Genomic DNA, 12690 nt, shown 5'->3' with positions numbered 1-12690 from the left:
GTGCCTATCTTAATGGATTAATCTTTGCTCGCTAAATAAAAACTGGGATGCTCCCTGCAAAATCCTCGTCAAGAACTTTGAGAGAACTTTGGCTAATGCAACTGCCAAGGTCAATCTTTGTTTTATTAGACTGATGCTGAAAAGGCTTGCGGCCTCTTCTTAGATGTCAAATGGGTTCTATAGACGGACTCTTGAATTTTGCGGAATTAATTAAATGTTAGATGTTAATTCTTCTTTATGGTTTTCTAGAATGCGACCGATACTCCTTGGTGAAAGTTTTGGTAATCCTCTCATTCTTGCTTCTTGCGCTACTCGGCTGTTATGCTCGTGCTTTGACCGACTGTCTTCTCGGCTCCATTCGCTAATTTCAATAATTTTTTCTATTTGTGGTTCCTTACACTTTTTGGGTCTACCACCCTTGCTTGATTCTAGAAACTTTCTGATTTCTAACTCTAAATTTGTCCCTGCAAACCTGTACTCTAACCATTTTTTACGCCAATATCCCACTCCCCATGCGGATATTCCCATTTCTTCGCCGATTTTTGTAGTTGCAATTCCATCTGACATCTTCAAGATGATGATGGCACGTTGAGCTATGGGGTTTTCTTCTGAGGCAGCTATTTTCTTGAGTATGTCTTTTTCTTCTTCTGTTAGTCTCAGTATTCTACTCAATTTCCCCAACCCATTTGAAAAATTACTTTACAAAAGGTTTTGCCAAATCTAATTATCTGTGCTATGCTTTTTCAGTATAGTGTCTTTCTTGTAAAAAACTTCCTCAAAATCCTATGGGCTTAGGACTTTGAGGGCGCTTAGGACTTTTAGAAAAAGCCAGACCAACCTGCTTGGAACAGGCTGGACATTTTGCTTGTTCATTTACATATGGGACTATCATAGCATGAACCTACGGTTTTTCACGCAACTTCCTTTTTATAGGCGCTTTTTATCTCTCTTCAAAGATTTTACACATCTTTTCAGTCATCTAAATTTTTATGGGTTAATACCCATGTATTTTTACTTGAACTTGTCTATTTTTACGGTTTACTACTATACGAATATTGTTAATTAACAAACTTAATAGTGTTTGAAAACTGTAATTTTTCTGAAACTTTCTATTCCTCAACTGCATATTACGTAAGTATTGCAGACTAAGGAATGTGTTTTGGTCTTCAGATAAAAGTTTGCTTTTTTACTGAACGTATTGTAATAAACCCTGTGTACAAATATGTCTGCTTTAGATAACCGAGATGTTATTTATATTCCCCCCGCAGAGTTGGTTATCCATGAAAAGTTAATAAAAATTTATGGTGAAAAGGAGAATCGTCCTAAATTAGAGACAAGTATTAGAGAGGAGGGGATTATTACTCCCTTGGAAGTTTCATCTCGCACTGGACAAAAGGTTGTTCTCTCAGGTAAGTGTCGTTTGCAAATAGCTAAGAAGTTGGGGTTGGCGACTGTTCCTATCAAAATTGGGAACTACTTATCTCCACAGCAAGAGTTAAATGCAGTTTTTTCGCTTAACATAACTCGTGGAAACAAAACCAATTTCCAAAAATTGGCAGAAGGGAAATCCTGGGAATCTGTATTTCGTCCCCAGGCGAAAGAACGCCAGCAGGAGGGTGCTAGTTATGCCCGTACTTGTCTGCTTTCGTCAAATTTGACAGAAGCAGAAGATGAAACTCACTTGCAAGAAAAACCTCGGCTTGATGTGCGTGCTGCTGTTGCTAATAAGCTTAAAATAAGCACTGGCAGTTACTCTAAGGGTAAGAAAGTATTTGAGTTAATTTCTCAATTACAGGATTCGGGGAAATTGTATGCTGCTGATGCGTTGCTGCGGGAACTGAACCGAAGTATTGATGCAGCCTATAAGTTCATTTCTTGTCCGCAGCGAGACGAGGTACTAGATGTGATTGAAAAAGGTGAGGTAAATAGTATTCGAGACGGATTGGGGTTAGTGCGGACGAGTTTTCGTAACCCGTTCCGAGGGTTTGCAATTGGGCAGGTTTATCAGTTTAGAGAACGCTTGCGTCCGGAATTTGAAATATGCGGTCGTGTCATTAAAATAACTAATGAGTTTATTGAGTTTGGTTTTAGAAGCTTGAGTTCTATGAGTTTAGAGACTGTAAATCTCCGACCTCAACAAGTAGATGCTTTTTTGGTGGAGGAACCATCTATGGAAGAAAGGAAAAGAATATTTAGATTGTTACAAAAGCCTAATTTGATTTATCCCATGCGGTTGGCAGTGACTGAAATGCTGAAGCTTCCTCATTTAACAATGGAAGAAGAAGCTTTCTTAAGGTTACTGGAGGGCGGCAAGCTTGAAGAGATGATTTCGCAACGCAGGATTGAGCTTGAAATGTTGTCTAGAAATGAAAATGCTGGGGTTCTCGTGCTGCTTAGATAGCTGCTTGCTAACCAATGAGCCAGGGAGAAACACCCCAAACACAATATTTAGTAATAACTAGGTTAGCATTCTTGGCGTAGAAATTGCAGCACGAGTTCACAAATTTTTTCAAGATGGTGAACTCGCATGAAAAAAAGATTTTTAGTTTCACTTTTACCAGCTACTGTACTTTTTCTTGTGCCTCACCTCTTTTATACAAAAGGTGAGCAATGAGAAAGTATATACCTACTTCCCGTATTAATCCTTGTCCTGTTTGTGGTGATACGCGCAGACGCTGCCGTCACTTACCGGATAATCCTGATATGGTGCTGTGTATGAGCGCGACGGATGCTTTTGGCGCACCACCCGGTTGGCAGTTCCTCAAACTTACGAGTGATGGATTGTGGGGAATAGTACGGCGCAATAGCGGGGATATAGATGAAGTTTCTCGTCGCAAGTGGTCTGAACACTGGCGTTCGTTACGTATTGAACGCCTGCGACAAGAAAAAGCCCGCTATGCTGCAAGCCTTACAGAAGGCGTTAGCGAAGCTCTTCCGGAGGAAGCTCGCAATACGCAAATTCGAGATATTTTTGGACAACTACAGTTATCTTCCCGTCATCAGGAGGATTTAAAGCGCCGGGGATTAAACTCGGAGTTGATAACCGCCGGTTCGTTTAAATCGGTTGAGCAATGGCAAAAACTTGACAGGGAAGTTTCCTACCAACTAGCGGGTGTTTCCCTTGGTGGGGGTTCGTTAATTACCCCCCAAGCGGGATATCTCTGCCCAGTGTGGAATCCGCAAGGACAAATTATTGGTTGGCAGCTGCGAGTTGATAACCCAGCAGGCGATGCTCCCAAATACCTATGGGCATCTTCCCGTACAAAAAAGCGTCCTCATGGTGCGACTGTTCATCTGCAAAACGGTGAATTACCTCTTACTTTTTGTACTCCAGTTAACGAAGTTAGTCCTTTACCACAATATATTGGACTTGCTGAGGGTATTCTCAAGCCCTGGATTATCGCCCAACTGAGAAACCAAATAACTATTGGTGCAGCAGGTGGTAACTTTGCGGGGAGTCCTGAAACTTTGAGGCGCTATCTTACTGCTGCTTCTTTACGATTAGGTGGGACGAAAGATTTACTTTTGTGGGCTGATGCGGGTGCTCCTGCAAATAAAAATGTGATGCGTCAGTACCGCCGTACTTATGAGTTGGTGAGTCGTTGGGGTTATACCTTAAGGGTGGCTTGGTGGGGACAACTTGATAAATCCTGTGCTGATCCGGATGAGTATGCTGGTAAGTACGAGTTGCTCACCTGGGCGCAGTTTGAGAGTTTATCGAGAAATCCTTCTCGCTTTTGGGATGACATAAAATACCAGATCTTGAAAATCAAACGGTTGGTTCGCCCCCACCGGGGATTCCAACAACAAAAGCGTCAGTACCGACAACAGCAAACTGCGACAACTATTATATATATCCCTGGCGAGTTACCCACTCCCGACGAATATATCCAACTTGGTTGTCCCAAGATTATTTACCAGGGAGACGAGCGCGTTAATATCTGGAAGGAAGCCGTCGCCAAGGGTTGGCAACATATATTAGATAAGTCTGCTCCTGGGTTGGGTAAGTCTCACACCGCTGGCAGTATGAAGGCTCCAGAATTTAACTTACATCAACTGTGGTATCTTGCTAGTGACCATCGCAATCCAACAACATTTACAGTCGAGCAGAACTTTGTAGATTTGCCTCCCCGCCATAACGGGTTAGCTTATGACCATGCCAGACTTACACCCATGGGGCAACCTTTTTTGGTGCATCCAACGGGAACTTACGTTGGTAAATTATTTCCTTCTAACTGTCACCGTACTCCCATTTTTCGTGCTTTGGGGTCGAAAAATATAGCTAATATTGAAAACTCCTCCAATCCGATTTGTCTTAGCTGTCACATGCCCAATGCCTGTCGCAGTAACAGGGGTATGGGATTTGGTTATAGGTATGAACGCTACTCTGTATTTAACTATTCTCAAATACGCGCCCATCCCGATAGTTTGCCTAACTGTAATGATTATGAATATTCTGAGTGCGGTGCATTCTGGGATGAAGCTTCACTCGTTATGCGATCGCGCAAAAAAATTGAAGTTACTATAACTGATTTCAATCAAACGGCTAGTGAGTTAGCTGTAGCCATACCATTCCTATTTACAAAACTTCAACCTATATTTGAGAAATTAAGGCTTCTTCTTTGGGGAAAAGAGTACGGGGAAGAGATGTTATGCACAAAGGATACTACTCTACCAACTTGTAACGTCAAGTCGCCCAAGCCGACAAGCGTCTCCACCCGGCTGACTCCTCGTTATGGCTATAACGATACAGCTATTCGTCAGATGTTGGGGGAGATACCACAAGATATTGCTGATATAATTTCCCAGGTGGAACTTGCTCTACGTCCAGATTTATCTTTTCTACGGTCAGCTCCAGATAGTATAGAAGCCAGTACCGGGACTAAGGCAGAGAAAATAGCATCGCGACGTATAAATAAAGTTCTTAGAGGTCAGACTTATACTGAAGCTAAAGAGCAACTCAACCAGGTATTGCTCAACTGGTTAGTTCCTGTACTTCAAGTGTGGGCAAACCATATTAAAGGGTCGTTCCATTTTGATAAAGGTATACTCTGTGTACATTTAGAAGATAATCGCCACCGGGAAGTGGCAACTGCGGCTAAGTTTAATATTTACCTCGATGGCACCTTGGATGTGCGCTATTTAGCGCTGAAGTTGGGAGTGGGAGTAGAAAATATCCTCGTTATCGAGCAGCTTGTGCCAAGCTATGACAACTTGACAGTTGTCCACGTTACTGGTATGGGCTTGTTGGGTCGTGATAGACGCGATTCGCTTTTACAGAGAGTGGCAGCGCTGAGAGAAACTATTACCAGCAAGTATTTGGGTTTGTCGGTTGCTATTATTGAACGTAAAGCTTTTGCACAAACAGGCGATGGGTATCACTTCCGCGACGGGCGGGGAATTAACCGCTTTACGGATGTCAACGTGCTGATGAGTTTGGGTATTCCCTATCCAAACATTGGAGAGTTAGCAGCCGAGTATCAAATATTGACTGGTGTGGTGGCGGATATATCAGTTGAAGAATCCCCACTTAAAGAAGAAAACCTGGCGGTGGCAAAGTTCTGTGATTTCAACTTCCAAGAATTTGTTGATAGTTTGGTTCGTGCTGAAATTCTCCAAGAGTCAGGTCGTTTGCGAGCGCACCTGCGTCCCGAAGAGGAATTAATCTATTACTTTGTGGGGGATTTCGATGTCGGATTCCTGCAAGAGGAATTACCTGGGTGCAAATTCCAAAGCGTGCGGGCGATTGAGATAGATTGGCGGGCTGCTGAATGTGGCGAACAAACCAAGTTTGTTTTAACCAAGGCGATCGCCAGACAAATTTTATCAGGAAATGAGAAACCGACTCAGCAGGATGTCGTTGATGAAATTGCGGCTGCATTACCAAAGGAGAAGGCAATCAAGCAATCAAGGGTATCTCAAATTGTGAAAGAACATATGTCCCACATTGGGGGGTGGAAACAATTGCGGGTATTGATTGCGAAGATACTCAAAAGTGTTGCACAAGAGCGAGGCGAACAACTTCTCTCTAGTGATGAAACTTGGTTGGCAAAAATTTACTTTCCTCTGGTGGGTGAAGAGTCTCCCGTGGAGGCGGTAGTAAATCTCATTCAAGTTGCCCAGGTGGTAGGTACTCGCTTTGGGGCAATTCTTCAATATGTATCTCTTGATGTGCGAGGGCAATTGTTGGGTCATGCCTTCGCTGTCATGGCAAATATTGGGGTGGGGATAGATTGGCTGGTTGAGGAGTTAATGCCCCTGTGGGATAGTTCTTGATTGCAGAGTGAATTTTCAATTAATAATTTTAAATTCACCACTTCTGGTTGGTGAGTAGCTTTGCCCTAAACTTTGGCGTGTTGGTATTTTAATTGCTTTGGGTGAAAGTGTTACTCTGACTTTTCACGTCATGTGTGTGGAAAAGTCCACAAAAAATCTAACTTTCTTTCCCCAAAATTCTTGCGTCTCTCTCCTATAAGGAGAGAGAAATAGAAGCGAGGTTTTCCAGATACCGTGAAAAGTAAGAAGTATTACTTACTGACTGGATATGGGTATTTTAACTAATTCGGTATTTGAATACTAATATGTATGAATGGGTGTGGTTGTTACTCATCAACTCTCCTGGCTGTAGTTTTTAATTAAGCTAAGTGTAGGAGTTTTGCGTTTGATTTGGGGGGGATTAATCTATGGGATAGGCAAAACGCACTTTACTTACAAAAAATATTAATTTTGTATAGAAGTTCTTTAATGTTTCCCTTGACCTGGGGTAAAGTTATTAGTTTTGTATAAAAATACTAAACACAAAATTAATAATTTTATCTCTGATAAATCAGGAGTATGTGTTCATTAGATATTTCTCTAACTGATGCTAAATTTTTACCTAAAAATTATTAGTTTTGTATAAAAATCCTTAATACAAAACTAATATTATTATTTAGTTTTATAGTTAATTGTTTATGATTTTTTCTCTGGAATCTGATTGGTTTTTGATATTAAAAAAATAGTTTTATATATCTATAAACGGGGAATTGAATTTACATTTAATACTAAAGTTACAAAGCAAATTAAATATTAGTTTGTTTTCCTTTCTAGTTTGGATTGGGATACTGAGGGTAGTTTCTAAGCAAACTATGTTGACTGATGGCTGATGACTAGTATTTATATTCAGAATTGATAAATTTTTTCCATTCCCCTTAATTGGAGTGTTCTCAGGAAATATTTTCTTGCAGGTTGTGTATGGACACAACTCTTGCGAAATTATAGAACTCCCAAACTTTGGGACTGAAATTTACCTATCTCAATTCGTTGTCAACTTTAATAGATAATTTTTATTTCAAAACTTCTTAAATATGGCTCGTACTAATATTAAAAGGAATCATCCTATGTCTCTTCATAATGAACAACAGCAGCAGGACAATCAACAACATCAGGTTGAAGAAAAAACAAAGAGACTTGTCATTGTTACTGGTGATAAAGGTGGTGTTGGGAAGAGTACCTTTTCACGAGGCTTGCTTCAGCTTTATATTGATAAAAATCTTTTTTGTATTGCTTATGATGCTGACCAGCGTAATAATCAATTACGCCGACATCATGAAAAATTCAACACTGGTTTAGTTCGTTGTATTAATGTGTTTGATAGAGGAAAAGCAGACCAATTGTTAATCGATTTGGAAGCAGAAACTTTTCCATTAGTTTTACTTGATTTACCAGCTCAATCAGGTGGAGTTTTTGAATTATTTGTGAAAGAGCTATCTTTCTTTGATACGCTGGCGGATGAACTTGGCTACAGAGTTACTATGGTGTCGGTTATTAATCGACTTCGTGACTCTGTAAACATTTTAAATGCTTTACATAAATACTGTGAAAACAAAGTTGATTATGTAGTTGTTAAAAACCTGTTTTTTGGAGATAAGGAAAAATTTGGTCGCTATGATGTATCTACTATTCGTGAAATATTACTTGGCAAAGGTTTAGTAGAAGTTTTAATACCTGATTTAATTGATTATTGTTATGATTTTATTGATGAAAATGATTTAACTTTCAGGCAAGCTTCTTCTAAAGATTTTGGTTCTCTTCTTGCTGTTAGGGCAAGAGTTAAGTCGTGGTTGGACGATTTTGAAGAAAAATTAAAGCCAGATCAGAACTTATTAGGTTTTAATTGCGAACAATTGCCTAAAGGATTTTCACATACTGTGAAAGAAGATGGAACCGAGAAAGCTACTGTAGACGACAAAGCTCAAAATGCTGCATAACCTATATGTTTAGAAGACGATTTATCATTACAATGGGTGATTCGCGTGTTGGTAAGTCTACAGTTTCTAGATTGTTGCTGGAATTGTATAAGAAGCATGATTTAAATATTCGTGCTTTTTACCATGGTCAGCGTCCTGGTGACTTGTCTAATCAGCTATCAGTCTATGATAAATTAGGCTTTAATATTAGCCATTTAGGACTGAATAGAGGTGATTCTGACCTTTTATTAAACGAACTGGAAATGTTTTCAGAAATTGATTTGGCATTTACTGATATGCCAGGTCAAAATCTATTGGATTTTTTTCGATTTGAGAAGGAAATATATTTTCTAGACAATTTGAGTTCTTTAGGCTATCGTCGTGCCACTTTTATTCATCCTATTTCAAACCGCAGAGATTGTGTTAAGTACTTGCAATCTCTCTATCATATTTTTCGTAGTCACGCTGATTATTTAGTAGTGAAAAATCAACATTTTGGGGATAGTTTTAAGTACTATGATGGGACTCAAATTCAGGAAGATATTAACAAGTTAGATGGGATAGAACTGATATTGCCTAAGCTGGAAGATTATGTTTATCAAGATTTAGAAGATACAAATTTACCTTACGGTATTGCAATTACCCCGGAGTCAGATATGCAAGTATTATATCGCTCGCTGGTATTTAACTGGATGGATAATTTTCATGATACTGTCATGAATCACAAGCTTGCTCCGGTATATTTAGGCTTGAAAAGAGACCGTACGGAATTAACTCAGCAAGAAGCCAGTTTCTAAAATATCTCTTATTTTTATCAGTTTATTTGATTGCCATTTTATGACTGATACTAAAAATATACCCACAGAAAATAATCCTAGTAAAGAGCAATTAGAGAAAGAGAAAGAGTATATAGAAGAGTTGATAGCCAAGTCGGGTATGAAACCATCTGACCCTTTGTTTAAGTTATGGGCGCAGATTGGTACTACTCAATATGCATTCCCTGTAGGGATTCTATGATTGACCTAGCAAGTACGGGCAAAATTATGCAGTTCGTGCGTCAGGCAAAGGAGATCCGAGGAGGTTCCCCGATTGCGGCGGTTTATCTCAATGCAGTGAAAGACAACACTATTTTGTTGCGAGAAGCTAGAGAAGCCTTGCAAAGCGGCATCATACCATTGCTTAATACCACTCTCCCCGACCGTCAATGCATTAAGGATGCGCCAGGACAAGGTAGTACGGTGTTTCGTATGAAAGGAGAGGCTGCCAAAGCAGCGGCACGTGCTTATACCAAAATCCTTACAGAAGCTTTGAAACTATTTGAATCTGAATCGTAGTGGTTTCAGCTTTGACTCACGGTTTCCACACTTGAAGGAGATTTTTAGATGACGACTCGACAACAACTTAAAGATGCTATTTCTGACAACGAAGAATTGAACTTCGTTTTTGGGCAAGCGGCTGCTGAGAAAATTGTCCAAACAGCCGATGTGACCCAAGAACAACTTATTAAGCGCAGTGCTATTGTTTGCACATTCACATTTGTTCCAGATGGCAAGCCAGTCCGGCATTATTACGACCCACAAGAGTTAGAACAATGGGCACTAAACGATATCAAGCCCAACGGAATTCGTTCGCCTCTATGGGTTCGCCCCGCTCCAAATCAGTCAGGAAAATATGAACTGGTTGCAGGACTTCGTCGATTAAAAGCGGCAACGATTTTGGAACTAGAAGTTATTCCCGTCAAGGTTTTTGATTGGGATGACCGTACCGCTTTCCACGCTGCCATATCGGAAAATACAAATCGCCGAGATTTTAGTGCTTTGGAGGAGCTAGATAATACTTTGCGATTGCTTGAGATTCAACTTGGATATGACACAGAAGAAGTAGTCAGTTTTTTATATCGAATGAATAATGCCACGAAAGGAACCACTAACCAAAACGTTTTGGTTAGCGAAGAAGCTGAACTTGTTCAACAGATATTTGATTCGTTCGGGCAAATCACTTGGCAATCCTTCGTCGCTACTCGGCTTCCTTTGTTTAAAAAACCAGCAGAAATCTTAAATGCTATTCGTCAGGGGAAAATTCATTATACTAAAGGAATTTTGATTGGTAGTATCAAAGATGAATATAGCCGACAAAATCTGCTACAAGAAGCAATTAACCATTCTCTTAGCCTTTCGGAAATTAAGGAACGAGTGAAAGCATTAAATGATACTAAAACACCGCCCAAACCTCTAAACCTCAAGCAACGCTTGACTAAAACAGTTGAAATGGCAAAGAAAAACAAGATGCTTTGGAATGACCCAAATAAAACCCAGCAACTAGAGCAGTTGATTAGTCAGATTGAAGCGATTGTTATAAATTGATATTAAGCTCGGTTGATTAGCGGTTTCATTCTATTTGGACAGCTAAGAACGTGCTTCTCCCTTTTCATAATTAATCTAATCATTCATGGGGTATAAGTGGGGGCTATAAATACCCCAAAAATTGGTAAGAACTTTTTCGGTCAAATTAACCCCTATATAGGGTATATATAGGTGCTTTTTAGGGTATATTAAACTTATTTCGGTTTTATACCCCACTTGACTCCCTATGAGTTCTAAGAACATTCACGCGAATCAAAAGATTTTTTGTGCGGGTTTTGATAATGGCTATGGTAGCGTCAAACTGTTAGTCGATGGTTTTGATGTCGTGAGAATTCCTAGTTACATCTCACGAGAAGACATGGAAGATGTACCCGGTCGGGTGGTTTTTAATGGTAATGCCTACACTGTTGGTGAGTCAGCTTTCCGCACCGGATACTACTTTGAGCGGAACACAGATAGCAACATCAACAAAGTCAACAATGCCCTTATTACTTTACTCGGTGCATTGGCTCATTTGCCATATCGTAAGGTTTGGCACTTAAAGCTAGTTGTCAGCTTACATGATGTGGGTTTGACAACAGAGTTGTGTCAAATACTCAATGGTGAATACCAACCAATGCTCGCTGGCAAGCTATCTGATGTCAAAGTAGAAGTTCTCAAAGTCGTGCCTGAAGGTATGGGTGCTTTGTTTGGTCGAAAGTTGCCCAAAAAGTTAACCGTCGTAGATTTTGGGAATGGGACAACGCTTTATTCTCGTTACTTCCAGGGTAAAAGAGAAGTACATACTCCCTACGCTGCTGGTGTGGAAGTTCTCATCGGTGAGATTGCTAAGAAGATGAAACATCTCAACGGTGGGAAGCTTGGGGACTTATCGAAAATTCGCTTTTGTCTGGAAATGGGACATACCAAATACAGCCGTGATATTGATATCAAAGACATATACACAACTTGTCTGAAAGAATGGTATGAAACCTATCTGAAAAAACCAGTCAATCTCGCCCTTGATGCTAAACACCAAGGGGATGAGATTTGGGCTATTGGTGGTGGGTGCTTACTGCCTGGGTTTAAAAAACTGCTCATACAAAACGGGTTTGAAATTCTAGAAAACCCGGTGGAGGCTAATTCTTATGGGCTATTGCAAATGGCTAAAGCAATTGTGACGACTGTTAACAGCTAACAATGAACCTTCAACAGTGAACCGTCAAGCACCACAATAACATGGTTTCTCCGCAAGACAAAACTCCAGAAAAAGTCCGCATCAAAGATAGCTACCGCGAGCGTATATTCCAAGAATCCCAACGATTAGGTAAAAGTTATTTAGAGACGCTTTACTTTATTGTTGATTGCTACTTTGCGTTTAAGCAGGGTGCATTACCAATACCAACTGTAGTCCTTAACCCTAATACAATTCCCATACAAGCGGAGTCAGCCACAGTGGCTGATTCAACGCATACTCTAGATGAGCCCCAACACCAAGCAGAAGATGGTGACGAAACTTTCACACTTGATTGGGATTTATGATGCAGCATTTAGGAGCTTTTGAAGCAGGAGTTGGGCTAAACCTGCGATAAAAGTGAAATTGTCGGCGTCGGGGGAGGGTGAACTCCTAGACAAAGCCGGACAACCTTGGTCATACCGCCCCACTAGTTAACTCGTTTTTGTCCGGAATTGTCCAGGTTGGGGCGGTATGACCGCCTCAAAGAATAACCTTGGAACCCAACTCAGGGATAAAGGTTGTCCGGCTTTGTCCGGGAAAAATGTAGCGGATGCGTTCGGGACAATCGTAAGAGGAGTCTAGGTAGCACCCGTAGAGACAGGAAACCGAAGGGGTGACTCTTTGGAATTCTCATCAAGAGCCGTTAGGTAGGATGGGGAGGATGTCAGTGATGCATTAGTGGTTATCCTGATAGGTGCGAGATAAGAAATCACTTATCTTATTTGGTAATATTTCTGTGGTAAGTGCTGGTAATGTGGTGCTTTGATAATTTCAGTAGCGTTTGTATGTAACTGCGGTGCTGTATAAAATACTAGTAATTGGTAGAAAAGACATCTCCGAAATAGAAGTATTCTGTGGTAAAAAAGTATAAAATTTACTTTTT

10 protein-coding genes are annotated in these 12690 nt (G+C 40.4%); 9 read left to right on the top strand and 1 reads right to left on the bottom strand.

Going from position 1 to position 12690, the window contains the following annotated elements; genetic code table 11:
• Positions 1 to 210: 210 nt before the first annotated feature.
• A complete protein-coding gene (locus AACT52_RS07320) occupies positions 211 to 672 on the bottom strand; it encodes a helix-turn-helix domain-containing protein (protein ID WP_073636450.1) in 462 nt (153 codons plus the stop codon).
• A gap of 550 nt (positions 673 to 1222) precedes the next feature.
• On the opposite strand from AACT52_RS07320, the gene AACT52_RS07315 reads away from it, so the two are divergent.
• From AACT52_RS07315 to AACT52_RS07275, 9 genes are all read left to right on the top strand, one after another.
• Positions 1223 to 2401: a ParB N-terminal domain-containing protein gene (locus AACT52_RS07315; protein ID WP_073636449.1), complete on the top strand. Its 1179-nt coding sequence runs from the start codon at positions 1223 to 1225 to the stop codon at positions 2399 to 2401.
• Positions 2402 to 2610: 209 nt separating this feature from the next.
• Positions 2611 to 6276: a hypothetical protein gene (locus tag AACT52_RS07310; protein ID WP_233154245.1), complete on the top strand. Its 3666-nt coding sequence runs from the start codon at positions 2611 to 2613 to the stop codon at positions 6274 to 6276.
• Positions 6277 to 7346: 1070 nt separating this feature from the next.
• The gene (locus tag AACT52_RS07305) at positions 7347 to 8249 is read left to right on the top strand and encodes a hypothetical protein (RefSeq protein WP_233154244.1); all 903 of its coding nucleotides are present in this window, start codon (positions 7347 to 7349) and stop codon (positions 8247 to 8249) included.
• Between the two features lie 32 nt (positions 8250 to 8281).
• Entirely contained in the window at positions 8282 to 9025 is a 744-nt protein-coding gene (locus AACT52_RS07300) for a hypothetical protein (RefSeq protein ID WP_233154243.1), read from the top strand.
• A gap of 40 nt (positions 9026 to 9065) precedes the next feature.
• The gene (locus AACT52_RS07295) at positions 9066 to 9245 is read left to right on the top strand and encodes a hypothetical protein (RefSeq protein WP_073636446.1); all 180 of its coding nucleotides are present in this window, start codon (positions 9066 to 9068) and stop codon (positions 9243 to 9245) included.
• Positions 9242 to 9562 (top strand): hypothetical protein, encoded by a 321-nt coding sequence (locus AACT52_RS07290; RefSeq protein ID WP_198941121.1) that lies wholly within the window; start codon positions 9242 to 9244, stop codon positions 9560 to 9562. The genes AACT52_RS07295 and AACT52_RS07290 overlap by 4 nt, the downstream gene beginning before the upstream one ends.
• 48 nt (positions 9563 to 9610) lie before the next feature.
• Positions 9611 to 10591, top strand: coding sequence for a ParB/RepB/Spo0J family partition protein (locus AACT52_RS07285; RefSeq protein WP_073636445.1), 981 nt, complete (start codon positions 9611 to 9613; stop codon positions 10589 to 10591).
• Positions 10592 to 10817: 226 nt separating this feature from the next.
• Positions 10818 to 11768 carry a ParM/StbA family protein gene (locus AACT52_RS07280; RefSeq protein ID WP_073636444.1) on the top strand — a complete coding sequence of 317 codons (951 nt, stop codon included), beginning with the start codon at positions 10818 to 10820 and terminating at the stop codon, positions 11766 to 11768.
• Positions 11769 to 11809: 41 nt separating this feature from the next.
• Entirely contained in the window at positions 11810 to 12112 is a 303-nt protein-coding gene (locus tag AACT52_RS07275; RefSeq protein WP_073636443.1) for a hypothetical protein, read from the top strand.
• Positions 12113 to 12690: the final 578 nt, after the last annotated feature.

This window comes from Scytonema sp. HK-05 (genome assembly GCF_963872035.1).
Taxonomy (GTDB): domain Bacteria; phylum Cyanobacteriota; class Cyanobacteriia; order Cyanobacteriales; family Nostocaceae; genus Kalymmatonema.
The sequence above is the reverse complement of the archived record's forward strand: the minus strand, read 5'-3'. Positions and strand labels throughout refer to the sequence as shown.